Raw genomic sequence first — 22,093 nt, 5'->3', positions numbered from 1 at the left:
AGACACACCGATGAACACCGCCACCCTCGACGCCACCGCCGGCGCGCGCACGCCGGCTTCGGCCGATGCGCGCGACGACGCCGCGCTCTTTCGCAAGATCACCTGGCGGCTGATGCCGCTGCTGTGCGCCTGCTACGTGCTGAACTACCTGGACCGCACCAACGTCGGCTACGCGCAGCTGCAGATGAAGGACCAGCTGGGCTTCAGCGACGCGGTGTTCGGCCTGGGCGCCGGCATCTTTTTTCTGGGCTACGCGGTGTTCGAGATTCCGAGCAACCTGATGCTCGCGAAGATCGGCGTGCGCGCCACGCTGCTGCGCATCATGGGCCTGTGGGGCCTGGCCTCGGCGGCGATGATGTTCGCCACCACGCCCACGCAGTTCTACGTGCTGCGCTTTCTCATCGGCGTGTTCGAGGCCGGCTTCGCGCCGGGCGTGCTGTTCTACCTGACGCTGTGGTTTCCCTCGCGCCGCCGCGCGCAGGCGACCGCGCTCTTCTTCATGGCCTTCGGCGCGGCGCCCATCGTCGCGGGGCCGATCGCCGGGCTCACGATGACCTACCTGGACGGCGTGCTGGCGCTGCGCGGCTGGCAGTGGCTGTTCCTGCTCGAAGGGCTGCCGAGCGTGCTGCTGGGCGTGATCGCCTTCCGCACGCTGTCGAACAGCCCGGCGCAGGCGCCGTGGCTCTCGGCGACCGAGAAGCAGCGCGTGGCCCACCTGCTGGCCGAGGACCAGGCCGCGCACGGCGCCGCCGGTCGCCACACCTTCGGCGCGGCGATGCGCGACGGGCGCGTGTGGCTGATCGGCTTCATGTCCTTCCTGATCATCCTGGGCATCTACGCGCTGTCGTTCTGGCAGCCGACGATCCTGAAGTCGATGGGGCTCAGCGTGCTGCAGATCGGCTTCTATTCGGTGATTCCCGCCGCGGCCGGCATCGCGGCCAACATCGTCGTGGGGCGCCACTCCGACCGGCACCAGGAGCGCCGCTGGCACTTCGCGCTGGGCGCGCTCGCGGGCGCGACCGGGCTGGCGCTGACCACGCTCTTCATGCACAGCCCCGTGGCCGCCGTGCTGTGCCTGGCGCTGGCGTCGATGGGCATCTCGAGCGCCTTCACCGTGCTGTGGGCGATTCCCGGCAGCTTCATGTCCAAGAGCGCCGCGGCGGCGGGCATTGCGCTCATCAGCACCATCGGCGGCAGCGCGGGGCTGGTGGCGCCGATGATGGTGGGCGCGCTCAAGACGCTCACAGGCGGCTTCACGGCCAGCCTGTATGTGCTGAGCGGCGCGCTGGTGCTGTCGGCGCTTCTGATGCTGCTGGCCCTGCCCCGCAGCGCGCTCGGCAAACGGTAGCGCGCACCGCCGGCGCACCACGGCCGGCCCATTTCGGTGCACACGGCTTGCATACCAGTTGGCACGGAAGCTGCTGATATGCAGGCCTATGGCCATCTCCGCATCCGAAATCAGTGCACGCATCGTCGAAGCGGTGATGGCGCAGAAGCTCGCGCCCGGCGCGCGCCTGGGCGAGCAGCCGCTGGCGATGCTGTTCGACTGCAGCCGCACCATCGTGCGCGAGGCGCTCACGCGGCTGGCCGCGCGCGGCATCGTCACGGTGAGCGCACGGCGCGGCTGGTTCGTCATCGAGCCTTCGCAGGACGAGGCGCGCGAGGCCTTCGAGGCGCGGCGCGTGATCGAGCTCGGCCTCATCCGCAGCACGGGCCGGATCGACAAGGCCGCCCTGCGCCAATTGAAGGCGCACCTGCAGCGTGAAAAGGCCGCACTGAAAGAGAGCGACGTCGGCCACCGCAGCTTCCTGCTGGGCGACTTCCATGTGTGCCTGGCCGAGTGCCTGGGCAACACGCTGCTGGCCGACACGCTGCGCGACTTCACCGCGCGCACCACGCTGATCGCCATGCTCTACCAGAGCACGCACGACGCGGTGCAGTCGTGCGAAGACCACGTGCAGATCGTCGCGGCGCTGGAGCGCGGCGACCACGCCGCCGCCGAGGCGCTGATGGCCGAACACATCGGCACGGTGCAGTCGGCGCTGCGCGTGCAAGCGCCCGCCGACCCGCTCGCGCAGCTGCGCGATGCGCTGGCACCGCTCAACAACACCCCCACACCGAAGCGCCGCCGCAAGGCCGCGCCCGCCGACGACGCCACCACCGATTCATCGACCTACCTAGGAGCCCTGCTATGACCTCTTTCGCCTCCCGCCGTCTTGCCCTCGCGCTGGCCAGCGTCGCCCTGCTGGCCGCCACCGGCGCCGCCCAGGCGCAGAACGCGCTCGACAACGTGCTCAAGGCCAAGACCATCAAGATCGCCGTGCCCACCGACTACCCGCCGTACGGCTCGGTCGACCGCAACATGCAGCCGCAGGGCCTGGACGTGGAGATGGCGCAGCTCGTCGCCGCCAAGCTCGGCGTGAAGGTCGAGCTGGTGCCGGTGACCAGCGCCAACCGCATTCCCTACCTGCAGACGCGCAAGGCCGACCTCGTGATCTCCACGCTCGGCAAGAACGTCGAGCGCGAGAAGGTGATCGACTTCAGCGCGGCCTACGCGCCCTTCTTCCAGGCCGTGTATGCGGCCAAGAGCATGAAGCTCACCAGCTTTGCCGACATGGCCGGCAAGACCGTCGCCGTGACGCGCGGCGCGATGGAAGACCAGGAACTGAACAAGGTGGCGCCGCCAAACGTCGACTACCGCCGCTTCGAGGACAACAACGCGACGATCGCCGCCTTCGTGGCCGGCCAGACGCAGACCCTCGCCACCAGCGCGGCGGTGGCCGGCGACATGCTCGCCAAGAACCCGAAGGTGAGCGCCGAGTACAAGCTGCTGCTGAAAGACAGCCCCTGCTTCATCGGCATCGCCAAGGGCGAAACCGCATTGAAGACCCGGGTCAACGAGATCATTGCCGCCGCCAAGAAGGACGGCACGCTCGACGCGATGTCCAAGAAGTGGCTCGGCAAGGCCGCCGGCGACCTGCCGGTCTGAGCTGAAGGCGCGGCCATGGGCATTGAATTCGATTTTGGCGCGGTGCTCGCCGAGTGGCCGCTGCTGCTGCGCGGCGTGGCATGGACGCTGGGCCTCACGGCCGTCGGCACCGTGCTCGGGCTGGCCGTGGGCACGCTGTGCGCGTGGGCCCGCTCGGGCGGGCCGGCGTGGCTGCGCGCGCTCGTGGGTGCGTACGTGGAGCTGATCCGCAACACGCCCTTCATCGTGCAGCTGTTCTTCATCTTCTTCGGGCTGCCGGCCGCTGGCGTGAAGCTCTCGCCCGAAGTGGCCTCGGTGATCGCGATGGTGATGAACCTGGGCGCGTATTCGACCGAGATCATCCGCGCCGGCATCGAGGCCACGCCCAAGGGTCAGATCGAAGCCGCCGTGAGCCTGGCGCTCAGCAAGGCGCAGGTGTTCCTGCGCGTGGTGCTGCCGCCGGCGCTCAAGAAGGTGTGGCCCGCGATGGTGAGCCAGATCGTCATCGTGATGCTGGGCTCGGCGGTGTGCGGGCAGATCTCGACCGAGGAGCTGAGCTATGCGGCCAACCTGATCCAGAGCCGCAACTTCCGCGCCTTCGAATCCTTCATCGTCGCCACGCTCATCTACCTGGCGCTGGCCGTGGCGCTGCGCCGCCTGCTCCAGTGGGCGGGGCCGCGCTTCTTCTTCGGCCGCTGAACGCGAGGCCCTTGCACCATGGTCGATTTTTCTCTGTGGGACATCCTGCGCAACCTGCTGATGGCGCTGCGCTGGACCGTCGTGCTCTCGCTCATCGCCTTCGTCGGCGGCGGGATCGTGGGCGCGCTGCTGCTGTTCGCGCGGCTGCGCGGCGGCAAGGCGGCGCAGCGGGCTGTCGGACTGTACGTGCAGCTGTTTCAGGGCACGCCGCTGCTGATGCAGCTGTTTCTTGCCTACTTCGGCATCGCGCTGTTCGGCATCGACGTGTCGGCGTGGACCGCCGCGAGCGTGGCGCTCACGCTGTACACCAGCGCCTTTCTCACCGAGATCTGGCGCGGCTGCGTGGCCTCGATCCCGAAGGGCCAGTGGGAGGCCTCGGGCAGCCTGGCGCTGAGCTTCGGCGAGCAGATGCGCCACGTGATCCTGCCGCAGGCCGTGAAGATCGCCATCGCACCCACGGTCGGTTTCCTGGTGCAGGTGATCAAGGGCACGGCGCTGGCGTCGGTGATCGGGTTCGTCGAACTCACCAAGGCCGGCAGCATGATTTCGAACGCCACCTTCCAGCCCTTCGTGGTGTTCAGCTGCGTGGCCCTGCTTTACTTCGTGCTGTGCTTCCCCGTGAGCCTGTACGCCAAGACCCTCGAGAGGAAGACCCATGGCCGCCGTGCTTGAACCAACACCACAACCCGAAGCCGCACCGTTCGCGGCGCCCATCGTGCGCATCACGGCGCTGCGCAAGTCCTACGGCACGAACGAGGTGCTCAAGGGCATCGACCTGGACGTGAAGCGCGGCGAGGTGATCGCCATCATCGGCAAGAGCGGCTCGGGCAAGAGCACGCTCCTGCGCTGCATCAACGGGCTCGAGGTGTTCCAGGAAGGTGCGCTCACGGTCGACGGCAAGCCGCTGCTGCACGAGAGCGCGATGGCCATGCGCACGCTGCGCCAGCGCGTGGGCATGATCTTCCAGGGCTTCAACCTGTTCCCGCACCTCACGGTGGGCAAGAACGTGATGCTGGCGCCCACGCTGGTGAAGAAGCGATCGTCGATGGAAGCCGCTTCGCAGGCGCGCAAGCTGCTCGAGCGCGTGGGCCTGGCCGAGAAGTTCGATGCGATGCCCGAGCAGCTGTCGGGCGGCCAGCAGCAGCGCGTGGCCATTGCGCGCGCGCTCGCGATGGAACCGGCGGTGCTGCTGTGCGACGAGATCACGTCGGCGCTCGACCCCGAACTGGTGGGCGAGGTGCTGCGCGTGGTGGAGTCGCTGGCCGACGAAGGCATGACGCTGTTGATGGTCACGCACGAGATGAGCTTTGCGCGCAAGGTCAGCGACCGCGTGATCTTCATGCACCAGGGCCGCGTGCACGAGATGGGGCCACCGGCGGAACTGTTCGGTGCGCCGCAGACGCCGGAGCTGAAGCAGTTCCTGTCGTCGCTGCACGACTGACCGCGCGCGCGGCAGCAGCGGCAGCCGCCGCCGCTACAGGTGCTGCGATTCGTCGATGCCCAGCCGCAGCCCCGCGGCCAGCGGCGGCACCAGCCGTCCGCCGCGCCGCTCGACCTCTTCGCCTGCCTTCAGCAGCTGCTGCACCTGCTGGAAGAGTTCGTCGCCGGCCGCGGTCAGCTGCACGCCCTGCTGGCTGCGCGCGAACAGCGCGTGCCCGAGGATGCCTTCGAGCTCCCTCACACGGGCCGTGATGGCCGGTTGGCTGACAAAGAGGTGGCGGGCCGCCGCGTTGACGGAGCCCAATGTCGCGGCCCAGTGAAAGGCCTCCAGTTGCCGGAAGGTGATGCGCAACACCGCAGCCCCCTTTCAGCCGGGGGCTGTCGTGGACGTGCAGGGGTACACCGCGGCCTGTTCGCTCTTCTGCTTCATGTCTGCCTTCTTTCAAAGCAATTCAATCGCATCGAATGGCGAGAAGGCCACGCAACGGGGAATTCTAATTGCGTGAATTCCCATGACTACGGACGCAAACCACGGATCCAATCCAATTCAACAGAGGTGATTCCTTCTCATCAAATCCTTGAATTAACCGACTCCCAGGCTTGTAAGGCATCGCCGGGAGTGAATTGAGAATTTAGTGCAATCACAGTTCCTGTTAAAGAGAAATTTTTTGATATAGAACTTTGGAGGTAAGTGCAATTCGACCGAAAGCCACGGGAATCGGTGGGCCTTGCGGGCCTGGCCGGGGCCGCGCGTCAATGCGCCGTCAATGCGTCGCCAATGCGCGCTCCCGCCAGGCCCCCAGGCCTTCCGGCCCGAAGCGCTCGGCGATGCGGTGCAGCCAGATGGTGAAGTGCGCCGGGGCCCGCGCCAGTTCGCGGTGCAGGTCGGGCAAGGCCAGCCATCGCCACTCGCGCACCTCGCCGGGGTCGGGTTGCGGCAGGTCGTGCGCGATGCCCACGAACACGTGGTCGTACTCGTGCTCGACCAGCTCCGCGGACACCGCCTCCCGGTAGAGAAAGGCCGTCACCGGCTGCAGCGCGCACCGCAGGCCCAGCTCTTCCTGCAGCCGCCGCAGGGCGGCCGCGCCGGTTTCTTCGCCGGGGCGCGGATGCCCGCAGCAGCTGTTGCTCCACAGGCCGGGCGAGTGGTACTTGCCCAGGGCGCGCTGCTGCAGCAGCACCCGGCCCTGCGTGTCGAACAGGAAGATCGAGAACGCCCGGTGCAGGATGCCCTCGCGGTGGGCATTCATCTTTTCGACCGCGTGCAGCGGCCGGTCTTCGGCGTCGACGGCGATGAGGAATTCGTCCATGAGCTGCTCCAGAAATGAGGGCCCGGAGCCTCGCGGCCCTGCGATTTCCCTGGCCTGTCGGCTTCGAAAAAAACCGGTTCGCTTCTTTAGCACGTATTTTTTGCCAGACCGCAATAAGAAATTCAAATTAGTTCGAACTGGTTACATCGACGAAGAATATAAAAAATGGAATAAACACAAATAATTACACAGATAACAAAAATATCGAATCAGATTCACAAATGCGCCCAAACTGCTTCACAGGTATTTCTTGCGCATTTCGAACCGTGGTTCCTGGTTCGCCCCTCGCGGCCCGGTCAATGGCGCGTCATCGGCAACGCGTGATCGCCGCCGCTTTCCCGCGCGCCCCGGGCCGGGTTAACCTCGCCCTTCATGGCCCGCCTTCGCACCGCATCGATCATTCGCCCGCTCTCGCGAGAGCGGGTGAGCTAGCGCACGGTTCGAAACCACGCCATGCAACCCGCCCCAGGAGGCGGGTTTTTCTTGTCCGTCTCCCGAGGTCTGTTCCCCCCACCCGCAGGAGACCGAATGACATCGACACCCCCCACATCTCCCCCGCCCGTGCTGCACATGGTCTGCGGCAAGATCGGCGCCGGAAAATCCACGCTGACCCGGCGCCTGGCGCAGGCGCCCGCCACCGTGTGCATCAGCGAGGACACCTGGCTCGCCGCGCTCTACCCCGGCGAAATCCACGCACTGCCCGACTACGTGCGCGCCGCCGGCCGGCTGAAGCAGGCGATGGGCGAGCACGTCCGCGCGCTGCTGGGCGCCGGCGTGTCGGTGGTGCTCGACTTTCCGGCCAACACGGTGAGCCACCGCGCCTGGGCGCGCTGCCTCTTCGAGCAGGCCGGCGCGGCGCACCAGCTGCACTTTCTCGACGTGCCGGACGAGGTCTGCAAGGCGCGGCTGCGGGCGCGCAACGCGGCGGGCGAGCACCCCTTCGAAACCTCCGACGCGCAGTTCGACCTGATCACCCGCCACTTCGTACCGCCCACGGCCGAGGAAGGGTTCCACGTGATCCGGCACGCCTGACACCGGTGCCGGTAAGCTGCGCGCCGATGCACATCGAACCCGCCCTTTCCAGCGAAGCGCCCGCCGTCGCGGCCGTGTTGACCGAAGCCGCGCAATGGCTCGCCGAGGGCGGACGCCCGCTCTGGAGCGCCGCCGACACCGGCCTCGAACGCATCCAGCGCGACACCGACGCCGGCCGCTACGTGGTGGCGAAAGAGAACGGCGACTGGGCCGGCGTGATGCGCCTCGATCTGGAAGACCCGTCGTTCTGGCCCGAGATCGCGCCCGGCAGCGCGCTGTTCGTCCACAAGCTGGCCGTGCGCCGCGCCTGGGCGGGCCGGGGCGTGTCGCGTGCGCTGCTGGGCCATGCGCGCGACCACGCCCGCGCGCTCGGGCGCCCCTGGCTGCGGCTGGACTGCGTGGCCGACCGCACCGCGCTGCGCACGCTGTACGAAGGCTTCGGCTTCGCGCTGCACAGCTGCATCGACCTGCGCGGCGAGACGTTTGCGCGCTACGAACTGCGCGTCGACGGCTGACCGTCCGACACGCCGACGCGCCCCTTCGGCGCTGGCGGGAACATCGTGGCCTGTGGCAAGCTCGCAAGCTCCATGACCGACCGAATCCCGCCCTCTCATTTCCGCCGTCGGGTGCTGCGCGCGCTGCTGGGCGCCGCCGCCCTGCCCGCGCCGTTCGCGGCGCTGGCCGGCTTCAACTTCTTCACCAACGAATACACCGCCACGCGCGAGGAGCTGCAGTCGCAGATCGCCAAGCGCTTTCCGGTGGCCGAGCGCTATGCCGAGATCTTCATGGTCGGGCTGCGCGACCCGCAGCTGGGCCTGGACGGGCGCGCCAACCGCGCGGCCATCACGGCCACGCTGACCATCGCCAGCCCGCTGCTGGCGGCCTCGCCGGTGCAGGGCGTGGTGTCGGTGAGCAGCGCGCTGCGCTACGACGCGGCGGCGCGCGCGCTGCGGCTGGACCAGCCCAAGGCCGAGCGGCTCGAGCTGCAGGGCGTGGAAGGCCGCGACGCCGAGCGCCTGCAGAAGGTCGGCGCGGTGGTCGCGCAGGAACTGCTGCAGGGCCAGATCCTGCGCAGCTTCACGGCCGACGAACTCACGGTGGGGCGCAAGACCTACGAGGTGGGCGACATCACGGTGCAAGACAACGGCATCAAAGTGCAACTCAAATGAAACAACGCACCGCCTTCCTCCTGATCGCCGCCGCCCTCCTCGGCGCCGGCTGCGCCGCCATCGCCCCGAAGGCGAAACAGCATTTCGACCTGCAGGCCCACCGCGGCGGACGCGGCCTGGCGCCCGAGAACACGCTGGCCGCGTTCTCCAACGCGATGGCGCTGGGCGTGACCACGCTCGAACTCGACATCGGGCTCACGGCCGACGGCGTGGTGGTGGTGTCGCACGACACGGCGCTCAACGCCGACCACACGCGCGACGCGCGCGGCGCCTGGCTCACGGCCAAGCCCGCCCCTTCCGTGCGCTCGCTCACGCTGGCGCAGCTGCAGACCTACGACGTGGGCCGCCTCAACCCCGAGAGCAACTACGGCAAGCAGTTCGCGCTGCAGCAGCCGCGCGACGGCGAGCGCATTCCCACACTGGCCGCGCTGTTCGCGCAGGTGCAGGCGCGCGGCGCCGATGCCGCGCGGGTGCACTTCAACATCGAGACCAAGATCGACCCGACCAAGCCCGACGAGACCGCCGCGCCCGAGCCCATGGTGCGCGCGCTGCTGGCCGAGATCGACAAGGCGAAGATGGCCGACCGCGTGACCATCCAGAGCTTCGACTGGCGCACGCTCGCGCTGGTCGGCCAGCTCGCGCCGCAGCTGTCGCGCGCCTACCTCACCACGCCCCGCACGCTGAAGGACAGCCGCTGGACCGCCGGCCTCGACCCCGCGAGCTTCGCCTCGGTGCCGCAGCTGGTGAAGGCCGCGGCCGGTGCCTCGACCGGCCCGGTGATCTGGTCGCCGGCGCACGCCGACCTGGGCGCCCCCGCGATCCGCGAGGCGCAGAAGCTCGGCATGAAGGTCGTGCCCTGGACCGTGAACCAGCGCGCCGACATGGTGCGGCTCATGGACGCGGGCGCCGATGGCCTGATCACCGACTACCCCGACGTGCTGCGCGACCTGATGCGCGAGCGCGGACTGGCACTGCCACCACCAGCGAAGGCCACCTCATGAGCACCGTGACGCAACTCGACACCATCGCCTCGGGCATCGCCGCGCTGCAAGGCGGTGGCGGCTCCATCGCCACGCTCTCCACGGCCGCGCGCGCCAGCACCGAGCTGCTCGGCGCCCTGCCGCCGCGCTACAGCGAGGTGCTGCTGAACCTGCTGGACCGCCTCGAATCGAGCGCGCTCTTCAGCGAGGAAAGCTGCTCGTTCAGCCAGAAAGACCTGCTCGACAACCTGCAGGTGTGGGTCGACAAGGCCCGCGGCCAGCTGGTGTCTTGAGGCGCCGGCGCCCCGCCCCGGTTTATCATCGCGCCCAACCATGCGCACCCTGCTGCTCGCCCTCATGATCGCCCTGCTGCCCATCCGCGGCTGGCTCGGCGACGCCATGGCGCTCGAGATGGTGCGGCATTCGCTGCCCGCCGCCGAGGCGGTGGTGGCCGCGGCAAACGGCATCGCCGAATCGCACTGCCATGACGCCACCATGGAGGCCGACACCGGCCACGACATGGCGGCCATGCACGACAGCAGCGGCGACGCGCAACAGTCCCACGGCACCGACCACGCGAACTGCGGCACCTGTGTCGCCTGCCAGGTCTGCCACACGGTGGCGCTCGGCGGCATGCCGCTGGTCGACACCCCGCATGCGGCGCCCCAGGCGCCGCCGGCCGCACACGCGGCCCGCTTTGCCAGCGCCGAGCCCGTCCTGGGCTTCAAGCCGCCCATTTCCTGATCTTCCTGCCCGTAGTCCGTCCGCAGTGAGCCCTTCCCGGCTCGCAGCGTTCGCCGTATTGCCCATGGAGATCGCTCGTGAATTCCCTTGCTCGCCGGCCGTATGCCGGCATCCCCCGCTATCGAACAGATAGCCCGCCCCTCGGGCGAAAAAATCGCTTTTCATTCCTCAGAACCGCCACCGCGCTGACCGCTGCGTTGGTGCTCGCCGGCTGCGCCAGCCTGTCGCCCGACGGCGGCGCCGGCGACGTGCAGGCGCTGGTCGACGGCAACCCGCTCATGGCGGGCGCCGCGGCCCAGCGCAAGCCGGACGACGCCTCGCAGCAAAGCGTCGACGCGCTGCTGGCCAAGCCGCTGGACGCCGAAGCCGCCGTGCGCATCGCGCTCGTCAACAGCCCGCGCGTGCAGGACGCCTTTGCCACGCTGCAACTGAGCGACGCCGACCGCGTGCAGGCCGCGAGCCTGCCGAACCCGGTGCTGTCCTTCAGTCGCCTGGCGCAGGGCAGCGAACGCGAGTTCGAGCGCATGCTGACTTTCAACGTGGTGGGCCTGCTCACGCTGCCGTGGCAGGCGCGCTGGGCCGGCCAGCGGCACGAAGCCGCCAAGCTGCAGGCCGCGCAAAACGTGTTGCTGCTGGCCGCCGACACTCGCCGCGCCTGGGTGCGCGCGGTGGCCGCGCAGCAGAGCGTGAGCTACCTGCGCGATGCGAAGGACGCCACCGAGGCCGGCGCCGAACTGGCGCACCGCATGGCCCAGGTCGGCAACTGGAGCGCGCTGCAGCGCACGCGCGAACAGCTGCTGCTGGCCGACGCGTCCGCGCAGCTCGCACGCGCCGAACAGGCGGCCGTCGCCAGCCGCGAACAGCTCACGCGCCTGCTGGGCCTGAGCGGCGCGCGCACCGCCTACACCCTGCCCGACCGCCTGCCGCCGCTGCCGAAAGCCGCGCCCGAACTCGGCGACGTGCAGGCCCTGGCGCTGCGCGACCGGCTCGACGTGCGCTCGGCGCAGGCGCAGAACACGGCCGTGGCCGGCTCGCTCGGCCTCACGCACGCCACCCGCATGATCAATGCGATGGAACTGGGCGTGGTGCGCAACACCACCTTCGAGAACGACGCCGATCGCTCGAAATCGACCACGCGCGGCTTCGAGCTCGAGCTGCCGATTCCGATCTTCGACTGGGGCCAGGCCCGCAGCGGCCGCGCCGAGGCGCAGTACCTGCAGTCGGCCGCGCGCGTGCGCGACGTGGGCGTGCTCGCCGCCAGCGAGGCGCGCGAAGCCTGGCAGGGCTGGAACACCGCCTACGCCCTGGCGCGCCGCTACCGCGACGAGGTGCTGCCGCTGCGCAAGCAGGTCAACGAGGAGATGGTGCTGCGCTACAACGGCATGCTCGCCAGCGTGTGGGAGCTGCTCGGCGAAACGCGCGCGAGCATGCTCGCCGTGAACGCCGGCATGGAAGCCCAGCGCGACTTCTGGCTGGCCGACACCGACCTTCAACTGGTGCTCACGGGCAGCTCGCCCGGCGGCATGACGGCCCTGCAGACCGCGGCCACCAACGAACCTGCGGCGGGAGGCCACTGACATGAACCGTCGCAACTTCTTTGCGGGCGCTGCCACGGCCGTGGCTGCCACCACCGTGAGCCGCGTGAGCATGGCCGCGCTGCCCGAGCCGGTGACACAGGCATCGACCGCCACCGCACCGCCGCTGGTGCCGCCCAACGGCCGTCCCTACAACCCCGTCGTCACGCTCAACGGCTGGACGCTGCCCTGGCGCATGAACGCCGGCGTCAAGGAATTCCACCTCGTCGCCGAGCCCGTGGTGCGCGAGATGGCGCCCGGCTTCAAGGTCAACATGTGGGGCTACAACGGCCAGTCGCCCGGCCCGACCATCGAGGTGGTCGAGGGCGACCGCGTGCGCATCTTCGTGACCAACAAGCTGCCCGAGCACACGACCGTGCACTGGCACGGCCAGCGCCTGCCCAACGGCATGGACGGCGTGGGCGGCATCACGCAGCCGCACATTCCGCCGGGCAAGACCTTCGTCTACGAGTTCACCGCGCGCCGCCCCGGCACCTTCATGTACCACCCGCATGCCGACGAGATGGTGCAGATGGCGATGGGGATGATGGGCTTCTGGGTCACGCACCCGAAGGCGGAGCATCCGCTGATCGAGAAGGTCGACCGCGACTTCTGCTTCCTGCTCGGCAGCTTCGACGTGGAGCCCGGCAGCGCCACGCCCAAGGTCAACACCATGACCGACTTCAACATCTGGAGCTTCAACAGCCGCGTGTTCCCGGCCATCGACACGCTCAACGTGCGCCGTGGCGACCGCGTGCGCATCCGCGCGGGCAACCTCACGATGACCAACCACCCGATCCACATCCACGGCCACGAGTTCGAGGTCACGGGCACCGACGGCGGCCCCGTGCCGCGCACCGCGCGCTGGCCCGAGGTGTCGGTGGACGTGGCGGTGGGCCAGATGCGGCAGATGGAGTTCATCGCCGACGAGGAAGGCGACTGGGCGCTGCACTGCCACAAGGCGCACCACACGATGGGACCGATGGGCCACGACGTGCCGACCATGATCGGCGTGGACCACAAGGGCGTGGCCGAGAAGATCAAGAAGCTCGTGCCCGACTACATGGTGATGGGCGACAAGGGCATGGCCGACATGGGCGAGATGGAAATGCCTATTCCCGAGAACACCGTGCCCATGATGACCGGCACCGGTCCCTTCGGTTCGGCCGAGATGGGCGGCATGTTCACGCTGCTGAAGGTGCGGCGCGACCAGAAGCCGGGCGACTACCGCGACCCGGGCTGGTTCAAGCACCCGGCCGGCACGGTCGCGCGCGAGGTGTCGGCCAGCGGTGCGCCCGTGGCGCCGCGCAAGACGGGCGCCGCGCCCGCCAGCCCCGACAGCGGCAGCGCCACCGTGCGCAAGCCCTCGGGCCATGGAGCCCACAACCACTGATCGCATCGATCCAACTTTTTTGAGATTCAACTCATGAACACCCGTTTCTCCCCCCTCGTCGCCGGCCTCGCACTGGCGGCCGTCGCCACCTTCGCCACGGCCCACGAAAACCACGCGCCCGAGGCCGGCAAGGCCGCCGCCGCATCGCTCGCGCCCGAGCAGAAAGCCTGGGGCATCGCCGGCAAGGCCAGCGCCGTGAAGCGCACCATCGACATCGCGATGGCCGACGACATGACCTTCACGCCCTCGGTCCTGGAGGTGCGCGAAGGCGACACCATCCGCCTGCGGCTGAAGAACCGCGGCAAGGACCTGCACGAGCTCGTGCTTGGCACCACCGCCGTCATCGAGGACCATGCCGCCATGATGAAGAAGCACCCCGGCATGGAGCACGACGAGCCCTGGATGGCGCACGTGCAACCGGGCAAGACCGGCGAACTGATCTGGACCTTCAACCGCGCCGGCGACTTCGACTTCGCCTGCCTCGTGAAGGACCACTACGAACTCGGCATGGCCGGCCGCGTGCGCGTGCGGGCCGCTGCCGCGCCCGCACGATGACCCACTGAAAGGAAACCCACCATGCAACGACGAACCCTCCTGAAACTCGCCGCCGCCACCGCGTCCCTGCCGCTCGCCGCGCAGGCCGCCGCGCCGATGGTCGAGATCTGGAAAGACCCGAACTGCGGCTGCTGCCAGGACTGGGTCAAGCACCTCAACAAGAACGGCTTTGCCACGCGCGTGCACGACGAGGGCAATGGCCCCGCGCGCGAGCGGCTCGGCATTCCGGCGAAGCTGGGTTCGTGCCACACCGGCCGCGTCGGCGGCTACGCCATCGAGGGCCACGTGCCCGCGCGCGAGATGCAGCGCCTGCTGAAGGAAAAGCCCAAGGCCATCGGCCTGGCCGTGCCCGGCATGCCGATCGGCTCGCCCGGCATGGACGGCCCGGCCTACGGCGACCAGCGCGACGCCTACGACGTGCTGCTGGTGCTGGCCGACGGCAGCACGCGCGTCTTCCAGAGCTACCGCTGACCCCTTCTTCACCCTTCATCCCATCCAAACAAGGAAGGAACCCCGACCATGAAAAAAGTCCTCACCGCCCTCTCCACCCTCGTGCTCGCCGCCGCGGCGTTCGCGCAGGCCACACTGCCCCAGGTCGACGGCGAAGTCCGCAAGGTCGACACCGACGCCAAGAAGATCACCCTGCGCCACGGCGACATCCCGAACCTCGAGATGACCGGCATGACCATGGTGTTCCGCGTGAGCGACCCGGCGCTGCTCGCCAAGGTGAAGGCCGGCGACAAGGTGAAGTTCACCGTCGACAAGGTCGACGGCGCACTCACCGTGCTGTCGATCACGCCGGTGAACTGAGCCTCAGGACCTGAAGCGCCCCGGATCGAAGGGCGCCAGCGGTATCTCCGGCGCAACGCCCGCCAGCAGTTGCGCCGCCAGCCGCCCGGTTCGCGCCGAGCCGCACAGGCCGACGTGGCCATGCCCGAAGGCCAGCACGATGTCGGCGCTGGCCGCCGACGGGCCGATGCACGGCAGGCCGTCGGGCAGGCTCGGGCGGTGTCCGAGCCAGTGCGCCACCGAAGGCGCACCAGGCGCGGGCGGTGCCAGCGACGGGAACATCGATTGCAGATGCGCGTGCAGGATCTCGGCGCGGCGCCAGTCGGGCGCCGCTTCGAGGCCCGCGATCTCCACCTGGCCGGCCGCGCGCAGGCCGCCGTCCATCCAGTGCGCGATGAGTTTGCCGTCGGCCACCATGGTCGGCGTTCGCGGGCCGGCCGTGGCGGCTTCGAGCACCACGTGGTAGCCGCGCTCGGACTCCAGCGGCACCGCCGAGCCGGCCGCCGCGGCCAGCGGGCCCGAGCGCGCGCCGGCGCAGATGGCAGCACCATCGCAGGCGATCTCGCCGGCCTCGGTGCGCACGGCGCGCAGCCGGCCGCCCTCGATGCGAAAGCCGGTGGCCCGCGCAGCGACGCGTTCGGCACCCGCAGCGAGCGCATGGTGCGCCAGGGCCGCCACGTAGGCGCCCGGGTTGCGGCAGTGGCCGGCTTCGGGCACGAAGATGCCGAGCGTGTAGCGCGCGGCCAGATCGGGCTCGCGGCGGCGCAGTTCGTCCGCCGGCCATTCTTCCCACTGGACACCGGCGCGCCGGCGCACGCGCCAGCCCAGCGCATCGCCGTCGAACTCGGCGCGTGAACGGTAGGCATGCAGCAGCCCGCGCCGTTCGATGAGCTGCGGCACGCCGGCCTCGGCGGCCAGTTGCGCATGCAGCGCGGGCGCATCGGCCAGCAGCGCGCGCAATGCGTCGGCGGTGCGCTGCACGCGCGCCTCGGTCCAGCCCGAGGCCAGGTAGCGCAACAGCCACGGCAACGCGCGCGGCAGGTGGCGCCAGCGCAACGCCAGCGGCCCGAGCGGGTCGGCCAGCCAGCCCGGCACCTTGCGCCAGGCCCCCGGCAGCGCGGGCGGCACCACGGAGTGCGACGACAGCCAGCCGGCGTTGCCGTAGCTCGTGGCCTGCGGGCCACCCGGCTCGCCGGGCTCCAGCACCGTCACGCGCAGGCCCGCGCGCAGGGCCTCGATGGCGGTGGCGCAGCCCACTGCGCCCGCACCGATCACCACCACGTGGCGGCGGCCGCCCTCGGGGGAGAAACTTCTTGCAACTGTCATTGTGGGGATCGTAAAGGTCGCGGTCCCATAATCGGCCGCCATGTCCGCTGCGTCTTCTTCCCCCTCTTCTCGCGCCGGTGCCATCACCGACGTCGCCGGCATCGAAGTCGGCCATTTCTCCGACACCCGCCGCCCCACCGGCTGCACCGTGATCATTGCGCGCGACGGCGCCGTGGCCGGTGTCGATGTGCGCGGCGCCGCGCCCGGCACGCGCGAGACCGACCTGCTCTCGCCCGGCAACCTCGTGCAGGAAGTGCACGCCGTCATGCTCGCGGGCGGCAGCGCCTGGGGCCTGGCCGCCGCCGAAGGCGCGATGCGCTGGCTCGAAGAGCGCGGCGTCGGCATGGACGTGCGCTTCGGCACCCTGCCCATCGTGCCGGCCGCCGTGCTGTTCGACCTGCCGATGGGCGACGCGCGCATCCGCCCCGACGCGGCCGCGGGCTACGCCGCCTGCGAAGCCGCCTCGACCGACGCGCCCGCCGAAGGCAACGTGGGCGCGGGCACCGGCGCGCTGGTGGGCAAGCTCTTCGGCGTGCACCGCGCGATGAAGGGCGGCATCGGCACCGCCTCGGTCACCGTGGGCGGCGTCACGGTCGGCGCGCTGATCGCGGTCAATTCGCTGGGCGACGTCATCGACCCCGACACCGCGCTGCCCGTGGCCGGCGCGCGCACCGAGGACGGCTCCGCCCTGCTCGACACGCGCCGCGCGCTGCTGCGCGGCGAGCTGCCCAAGCCGCTGCTGGCGGGCACCAACACCACCATCGGCGTGATCGCCACCGACGCGGTGCTGACCAAGGTGCAGGCCAACCGGCTCGCCATGGTGGCGCACGACGGCCTGGCGCGCGCCATCAACCCGGTGCACACCATGAGCGACGGCGACACGCTGTTCGCGCTGGCCACCGGCCGCGTGCCGCTCGAAGGCGATGCGCCCGGCATGACCGTGCTGAGCACCATGGCCGCCGAAGCCGCCTCGATCGCCACCGTGCGCGCGGTGCGCGCCGCGCGCGCGGTGACCGTGGGCGAGCTGCACATTCCCTGCGCCGCCGACCTGGCCGCACCGCGCGGCTGACCCGCGCACCGCACGACGAGGCACCCCATGGCGTTTCCCCGCACCCTGAAGCTGATCCTGCTGTCGATCCGCGACCTGATCGCCTCGGCCGGCCCGATCGTGTTCATCGTCATCGGCCTGCTGGTGGCCGCCTACTGGTGGCTGCAGCCGCAGCCGCCCAAGCACGTGACGCTGGCCACCGGCCCCACGGGCAGCGCCTACGCGCAGTTCGGCAAGCGCTATGCCGACGCCCTGAAGCACAGCGGCATCACCGTCGAGCTCAAGGCCACCTCGGGCTCGACCGAGAACCTGCAGCTGCTGCGCAGCGGCGGCGCCGACGTGGCCTTCGTGCGCGGCGGCAGCGCCGACCCGGTGGCCGACGAAGAGGCCGGCCTGCGCTCGCTGGGCGCGCTGTTCTTCGAGCCCATCTGGCTCTTCTACCGCACCGACACCGCGCAGAAGATCGATCGCAAGACCGGCACGCTGACCTCGCTCACGCAGCTGCGCGGCCTGCGCGTGAACGTCGACCTGCCCGGCAGCGGGCTGCCCGAGATCATGGAGCGGCTGCTCAAGGCCAACCGGCTCGGGCCCGACGACCTGCTGCTGTCGAACCTCGAGCAGGCCGCCGCGGCCGAGGCGCTGCAGGCCGGGCTGCTCGATGCCATCGTGCTGTTCTCGGCGCCGCAGTCGCCGCAGGTGCAGCGCCTGCTGCGCGCGGGCGACATCCAGCTCATGGACTTCGGCCAGGCCGAGGCCTACACGCGGCGCTTTCCGTTCCTCTCAGCCGTGTCGCTGCCGCGCGGCGTGGTCGACCTGTCGAAGGACCTGCCGCTGCACGACGTGTCGCTGCTGGCCGCCACCACCTCGCTGCTGTCGCGCGACGAAACCCACCCGGCCCTGCGCCAGCTGTTCGCGCAGGCCGCGCAGACCGTGCACAGCGACGCCGGCTGGTTCAACCGCGCGCGCGACTTCCCCAACACCCGCACCAGCGAACTGCCCGTGAGCCCCGAGGGCGACCGCGCGATCAACGGCACGCCGCCCTTCTGGCAGCGCTACCTGCCGTTCTGGGCCAGCAACCTGGTCGAGCGCATGTGGCTGGTGCTGGGCGGCGTGCTGGTGCTGATGCTGCCGCTGAGCCGCGTGATCCCGCCGCTGTACCAGTTCCGCGTGCGCCGCCGCGTGTTCCGCTGGTACGCGCGGCTGCGCGACATCGAGGCCAAGGTGGACGGGCGCCAGAGCCAGGCCGAGCGCGACAAGCTGCTGGAAGAACTCGACGACCTCGACCGCGTGGTCAACAAGGTGGCCGTGCCGCTGTCGTACGCCGACGAGCTCTATGCGCTGCGCAACAACATCTACGCGGTGCGCAAGCGGGCCCTCGCGGGCTCGGCGGGCGCAGCAGCAGCAGCCGCGCCGGTCCGCGCGGCCACCTGACAAAAGGCCCGGGCGCGCGCTTGCTGTCCACGCTGATCGATTTCGCCGACCCGCGCACCGACGGGGCAACCCGGCTGTGCGCCGCCTTCGGCACGCCCGTGCGTGTGCTCGTCGCCCATGCGCCGCACGAGGTGCGCCCCGTGCTGGAGGCCGTAGAGGCGCTGGCCCGCGAAGGCCGATGGTGCGTCGGCCACCTGCGCTACGAGGCCGCCGCGGCGTTCGATCCGGCGTTCGAGGTGCATGCGCCCGACGGGCCACTGGCCTGGTTCGGCGTGCATGACGAGGTGTTGCCATGGCCGGATGTGCCGGCACCCGCTGTAGCGCCCGTCGCGTGGACGGCCGAACTGTCGCGCGAGGCTTTCGACCGCAATATGCAGGCGATCCACGGCGCCATCGCCGACGGCGTGCTGTACCAGCTCAACTACACGGCGCCGCTGCGCGCGGCCTTCGACGGCGACGCGCAGGCCTGGTTCCACGCGCTGCGGCAGGCGCAGCCCAATGGCTACGGCGCCTTCATCGACACCGGCGACGAGCAGGTGCTGTCGGTGTCGCCCGAGCTGTTCTTCGACCGCGACGGCGACCGCATCCTCGTGCGCCCCATGAAGGGCACCGCACCACGCGGCGCCACGCCCGCCGAGGACGCGGCCCATGCGCTGCGGCTGCGCACCGTGCCCAAGGAGCGCGCCGAGAACGTGATGATCGTGGACCTGATCCGCAACGACCTCTCGCGCGTGGCCCAGCCCTTCTCGGTGCGCGTGCCGCGCCTTTTCCACACCGAGGCGCTGCCCACCGTGTGGCAGATGACCTCCGACGTGGAGGCCCGGTTGCGCGAAGGCACGACGCTGGCCGACCTGTTCGCGGCGCTGTTCCCCTGCGGCTCCATCACGGGCGCGCCGAAGGTGAGCGCCATGCGCATGATCCGCGCGCTGGAGCCCGACGCGCGCGGCGTGTACTGCGGCGCCGTGGGCGTGGTACGGCCCGGCGGGCACGCGACCTTCAACGTGCCGATCCGCACCGTCACGCTGCGCGGCAACGCCGCGCGCTGCGGCATCGGCAGCGGCATCACGGCCGACGCGCAGGCGGATGCGGAGTGGGACGAGTGGCGGCACAAGCGCGCCTTTCTCGGCGCGGCGGTATCTTCGCAACCATGACCTCCTTCGAGCTGCTCGAAACCCTGGCACTGGCCGATGGCGCACTGCGTGATGCACCCGCGCACCTGGCGCGCATGCGCAACGCGGCTGCGCACTTCGGCTATCCGTGGCACGAAGCACACGTGACGGCCTGCCTGGACCAACTACGCACCACGCATGCCGCAGGCACATGGCGCGTGCGCCTGCTGCTCGACGCGCAAGGACAACCGCGCGCCGAAGCCTTCGCCACGGACGCCCCGCCGCCGCGCGTGCGCCTGCAACTGGCCGCGCGCGCCTTCGACGAGGCCGACAGCGAGTTCTCGCGCTTCAAGACCACGCGCCGTGCGCACTACGAGGCCTTCGCGCCCACCGCGCCCGGCGTGTTCGACACGCTGCTGTGGAACCGCCACGGCGAGATCACCGAATGCACGCGCGGCAACATCGCGCTGCGGCTCGACGGCCGCTGGGTCACGCCGCCGCTGCACTGCGGCCTGCTCGACGGCATCGGCCGCGCCCGCCGGCTGCGCGAAGGGCAGCTGACCGAAGCGGTCGTGCGCGTGGACGACCTGCCCCGCGTCGAGGTACTCGCCTTCGTCAACAGCCTGCGCGGCTGGCTCGACGCCGACCTCGTCGACCACGACGCTCCCTGAACGACAAAGCGCGCGGCCCCTTGCGGAACCGCGCGCTCTGGTCGTCGAAGCGGCCGAAGCCGCCTGCGTCTGGTCTTACTTGAGGGCCTTGTAGCGCATGCGTTTCGGCTTGGCGCCTTCTTCGCCCAGGCGCTTCTTCTTGTCGGCTTCGTACTCCTGGTAGTTGCCGTCGAAGAAGGTCCACTGGCTGTCGCCTTCGGCGGCCAGGATGTGGGTGGCGATGCGGTCGAGGAACCAGCGGTCGTGGCTGATGACCATCACGGTGCCGGCGAACTCGAGCAGCGCGTCTTCCAGGGCGCGCAGGGTTTCCACGTCCAGGTCGTTCGACGGTTCGTCCAGCAGCAGCACGTTGCCGCCCGCGATCAGCGTCTTGGCCAGGTGCAGGCGGCCGCGTTCACCGCCCGACAGCGTGCCGACCTTCTTCTGCTGGTCGGCGCCGTTGAAGTTGAAGCGGCCCGCGTACGCGCGGCTGGCCATCTGGAACTTGCCGACGTTGATGATGTCCAGGCCGTTGGAGATGTCTTCCCACACGGTCTTGTCGGACGCCAGCTCGTCGCGGTGCTGGTCGACGAAGGCCATCTTCACGGTCTGGCCGATGACGACCTCGCCCGTGTCCGGCTTTTCCTTGCCCGCGAGCAGCTTGAACAGTGTCGACTTGCCGGCGCCGTTCGGGCCGATGATGCCGACGATCGCGCCCGGCGGCACCGTGAAGCTCAGGTTGTCGATCAGCATGCGGTCGCCGAAGGACTTGCTGACGCCGTGGAACTCGAACACCTGCTGGCCCAGCCGCTCCGCCACAGGAATGAAGATTTCCTGCGTTTCGTTGCGCTTCTGGTATTCCATGTCGCTCAGCTCCTCGAAGCGGGCCAGGCGTGACTTGCTCTTGGCCTGGCGTGCCTTCGGGTTCTGGCGCGACCACTCGAGTTCCTTCTTCAGGGCCTTGGCGTGGGCTTCTTCGCTCTTTTGCTCCTGCGCCAGGCGTTCGCCCTTCTGCTCGAGCCAGGTGCTGTAGTTGCCCTTCCATGGAATGCCGCGACCGCGGTCCATTTCCAGGATCCACTCGGCGGCGTTGTCCAGGAAGTAGCGATCGTGGGTGATGGCCACCACGGTGCCCGTGAAGCGCTGCAGGAACACTTCGAGCCACTCGACCGATTCGGCGTCCAGGTGGTTGGTCGGTTCGTCGAGCAGCAGCATGTCGGGCTTGGACAGCAGCAGGCGACACAGCGCCACACGGCGCTTTTCACCGCCCGACAGCAGGCCGATCTTGGCGTCCCACGGCGGCAGGCGCAGCGCGTCGGCGGCAATTTCGAGCTGGTGCTCGGAATCGGTGCCGGCGGTGGCGATGATGGCTTCGAGCTGGGCCTGCTCGGCCGCCAGCGCGTCGAAGTCGGCGTCTTCGGCACCGTAGGCGATGTACACCTCTTCCAGGCGCGCCTTGGCCGCGAACACCGCGCCCATCGACTCTTCGACCGATTCGCGCACCGTGTGCTCGGCGTTGAGCTTGGGTTCCTGCTCCAGATAGCCGATCGTCATCCCCGGCATGGGCAGGGCCTCGCCCTCGAATTCCTTGTCCACACCCGCCATGATCTTGAGCAGCGTGGACTTGCCCGAGCCGTTCAGGCCGAGCACGCCGATCTTGGCGCCGGGGAAGAAAGAGAGCGAAATGTCCTTCAAGAGCTGCCGCTTGGGCGGCACGGTCTTGCTGACGCGGTTCATCGAATAGACGTATTGAGCCATCTGTGAATGATTACCTTGGGTAGCTTGGGATTTGCGTAAAAGCACGGTCGTCCGGACAGTGATCCGGGCGCGGCGAACCCATGATTATCGACTCATGCGACAATAGTCCTCGTTGCCG

The 22,093-nt window shown here is 69.6% G+C and carries 25 protein-coding genes; 21 read left to right on the top strand and 4 right to left on the bottom strand.

The window, feature by feature from the left end:
• Positions 1–10 precede the first annotated feature (10 nt).
• From AC1RLW_RS14800 to AC1RLW_RS14775, 6 genes are all read left to right on the top strand, one after another.
• Positions 11–1,348 (top strand): MFS transporter, encoded by a 1,338-nt coding sequence (locus tag AC1RLW_RS14800; protein ID WP_493193660.1) that lies wholly within the window; start codon positions 11–13, stop codon positions 1,346–1,348.
• Positions 1,349–1,436: 88 nt separating this feature from the next.
• On the top strand, positions 1,437–2,195 hold the full coding sequence (locus AC1RLW_RS14795) for a GntR family transcriptional regulator (protein WP_159270871.1): 759 nt from the start codon (positions 1,437–1,439) through the stop codon (positions 2,193–2,195).
• Positions 2,192–2,989 (top strand): transporter substrate-binding domain-containing protein, encoded by a 798-nt coding sequence (locus AC1RLW_RS14790; RefSeq protein WP_095746233.1) that lies wholly within the window; start codon positions 2,192–2,194, stop codon positions 2,987–2,989. The genes AC1RLW_RS14795 and AC1RLW_RS14790 overlap by 4 nt, the downstream gene beginning before the upstream one ends.
• A 15-nt stretch (positions 2,990–3,004) precedes the next feature.
• Positions 3,005–3,667, top strand: a complete 663-nt coding sequence (locus tag AC1RLW_RS14785; protein ID WP_062475944.1) for an amino acid ABC transporter permease — start codon at positions 3,005–3,007, stop codon at positions 3,665–3,667.
• Between the two features lie 18 nt (positions 3,668–3,685).
• Entirely contained in the window at positions 3,686–4,339 is a 654-nt protein-coding gene (locus AC1RLW_RS14780; RefSeq protein ID WP_095746234.1) for an amino acid ABC transporter permease, read from the top strand.
• On the top strand, positions 4,323–5,108 hold the full coding sequence (locus tag AC1RLW_RS14775) for an amino acid ABC transporter ATP-binding protein (RefSeq protein WP_369629633.1): 786 nt from the start codon (positions 4,323–4,325) through the stop codon (positions 5,106–5,108). The genes AC1RLW_RS14780 and AC1RLW_RS14775 overlap by 17 nt, the downstream gene beginning before the upstream one ends.
• A gap of 33 nt (positions 5,109–5,141) precedes the next feature.
• On the opposite strand, the gene AC1RLW_RS14770 is transcribed toward AC1RLW_RS14775, so the two are convergent.
• Positions 5,142–5,462 (bottom strand): LysR family transcriptional regulator, encoded by a 321-nt coding sequence (locus tag AC1RLW_RS14770; RefSeq protein ID WP_159275929.1) that lies wholly within the window; start codon positions 5,460–5,462, stop codon positions 5,142–5,144.
• A 409-nt stretch (positions 5,463–5,871) separates the two neighbouring features.
• Positions 5,872–6,417, bottom strand: coding sequence for an isopentenyl-diphosphate Delta-isomerase (gene idi, locus AC1RLW_RS14765; RefSeq protein WP_493193658.1), 546 nt, complete (start codon positions 6,415–6,417; stop codon positions 5,872–5,874).
• 528 nt (positions 6,418–6,945) lie between these two features.
• On the opposite strand from idi, the gene AC1RLW_RS14760 reads away from it, so the two are divergent.
• The 11 genes from AC1RLW_RS14760 (at position 6,946) to AC1RLW_RS14710 (ending at position 14,674) form a co-directional block, all read left to right on the top strand.
• Positions 6,946–7,449 carry a P-loop nucleotide/nucleoside kinase family protein gene (locus AC1RLW_RS14760; RefSeq protein ID WP_493193657.1) on the top strand — a complete coding sequence of 168 codons (504 nt, stop codon included), beginning with the start codon at positions 6,946–6,948 and terminating at the stop codon, positions 7,447–7,449.
• 26 nt (positions 7,450–7,475) lie between these two features.
• Positions 7,476–7,964 (top strand): GNAT family N-acetyltransferase, encoded by a 489-nt coding sequence (locus AC1RLW_RS14755; protein ID WP_493193655.1) that lies wholly within the window; start codon positions 7,476–7,478, stop codon positions 7,962–7,964.
• 72 nt (positions 7,965–8,036) lie between these two features.
• Positions 8,037–8,618 carry a YceB family lipoprotein gene (locus tag AC1RLW_RS14750; RefSeq protein WP_062475964.1) on the top strand — a complete coding sequence of 194 codons (582 nt, stop codon included), beginning with the start codon at positions 8,037–8,039 and terminating at the stop codon, positions 8,616–8,618.
• Entirely contained in the window at positions 8,615–9,619 is a 1,005-nt protein-coding gene (locus AC1RLW_RS14745) for a glycerophosphodiester phosphodiesterase (protein WP_493193654.1), read from the top strand. The genes AC1RLW_RS14750 and AC1RLW_RS14745 overlap by 4 nt, the downstream gene beginning before the upstream one ends.
• Positions 9,616–9,891 (top strand): hypothetical protein, encoded by a 276-nt coding sequence (locus tag AC1RLW_RS14740; RefSeq protein ID WP_493193652.1) that lies wholly within the window; start codon positions 9,616–9,618, stop codon positions 9,889–9,891. Before AC1RLW_RS14745 ends, AC1RLW_RS14740 begins: the two co-directional genes overlap by 4 nt.
• A gap of 40 nt (positions 9,892–9,931) precedes the next feature.
• On the top strand, positions 9,932–10,342 hold the full coding sequence (locus tag AC1RLW_RS14735; protein ID WP_493193651.1) for a hypothetical protein: 411 nt from the start codon (positions 9,932–9,934) through the stop codon (positions 10,340–10,342).
• A 200-nt stretch (positions 10,343–10,542) separates the two neighbouring features.
• On the top strand, positions 10,543–11,919 hold the full coding sequence (locus tag AC1RLW_RS14730; RefSeq protein ID WP_493193650.1) for a TolC family protein: 1,377 nt from the start codon (positions 10,543–10,545) through the stop codon (positions 11,917–11,919).
• A gap of 1 nt (position 11,920) precedes the next feature.
• Positions 11,921–13,309 carry a multicopper oxidase family protein gene (locus AC1RLW_RS14725; RefSeq protein ID WP_447746243.1) on the top strand — a complete coding sequence of 463 codons (1,389 nt, stop codon included), beginning with the start codon at positions 11,921–11,923 and terminating at the stop codon, positions 13,307–13,309.
• Between the two features lie 33 nt (positions 13,310–13,342).
• Positions 13,343–13,864, top strand: a complete 522-nt coding sequence (locus tag AC1RLW_RS14720; RefSeq protein WP_493193647.1) for a cupredoxin domain-containing protein — start codon at positions 13,343–13,345, stop codon at positions 13,862–13,864.
• Between the two features lie 21 nt (positions 13,865–13,885).
• Positions 13,886–14,335, top strand: a complete 450-nt coding sequence (locus AC1RLW_RS14715) for a DUF411 domain-containing protein (protein WP_492680591.1) — start codon at positions 13,886–13,888, stop codon at positions 14,333–14,335.
• Between the two features lie 48 nt (positions 14,336–14,383).
• Complete coding sequence (locus AC1RLW_RS14710) at positions 14,384–14,674, top strand: copper-binding protein (protein WP_493193646.1); 291 nt, start codon at positions 14,384–14,386, stop codon at positions 14,672–14,674.
• Positions 14,675–14,677: 3 nt separating this feature from the next.
• On the opposite strand, the gene AC1RLW_RS14705 is transcribed toward AC1RLW_RS14710, so the two are convergent.
• Complete coding sequence (locus tag AC1RLW_RS14705) at positions 14,678–15,979, bottom strand: NAD(P)/FAD-dependent oxidoreductase (protein ID WP_493193644.1); 1,302 nt, start codon at positions 15,977–15,979, stop codon at positions 14,678–14,680.
• Between the two features lie 40 nt (positions 15,980–16,019).
• On the opposite strand from AC1RLW_RS14705, the gene AC1RLW_RS14700 reads away from it, so the two are divergent.
• From AC1RLW_RS14700 to AC1RLW_RS14685, 4 genes are read left to right on the top strand one after another with little or no spacing between them, the layout of a single operon-like run.
• Positions 16,020–17,048 (top strand): P1 family peptidase, encoded by a 1,029-nt coding sequence (locus AC1RLW_RS14700; RefSeq protein ID WP_493193642.1) that lies wholly within the window; start codon positions 16,020–16,022, stop codon positions 17,046–17,048.
• A gap of 27 nt (positions 17,049–17,075) precedes the next feature.
• Positions 17,076–18,458: a TAXI family TRAP transporter solute-binding subunit gene (locus AC1RLW_RS14695; RefSeq protein ID WP_493193640.1), complete on the top strand. Its 1,383-nt coding sequence runs from the start codon at positions 17,076–17,078 to the stop codon at positions 18,456–18,458.
• Between the two features lie 20 nt (positions 18,459–18,478).
• Positions 18,479–19,609, top strand: coding sequence for an aminodeoxychorismate synthase component I (gene pabB / locus AC1RLW_RS14690; RefSeq protein ID WP_493193639.1), 1,131 nt, complete (start codon positions 18,479–18,481; stop codon positions 19,607–19,609).
• Positions 19,606–20,238 carry an aminotransferase class IV gene (locus tag AC1RLW_RS14685; RefSeq protein ID WP_493193637.1) on the top strand — a complete coding sequence of 211 codons (633 nt, stop codon included), beginning with the start codon at positions 19,606–19,608 and terminating at the stop codon, positions 20,236–20,238. The genes pabB and AC1RLW_RS14685 overlap by 4 nt, the downstream gene beginning before the upstream one ends.
• A 75-nt stretch (positions 20,239–20,313) precedes the next feature.
• Here AC1RLW_RS14685 and ettA read toward each other — a convergent pair whose 3' ends face one another.
• Entirely contained in the window at positions 20,314–21,975 is a 1,662-nt protein-coding gene (gene ettA, locus AC1RLW_RS14680; protein WP_062475998.1) for an energy-dependent translational throttle protein EttA, read from the bottom strand.
• Between the last annotated feature and the right edge of the window lie 118 nt (positions 21,976–22,093).

The sequence above is a fragment of the Variovorax sp. GW822-FHT04A09 genome, from assembly GCF_058801005.1.
This window is presented reverse-complemented; position numbering and strand designations above follow the sequence as displayed.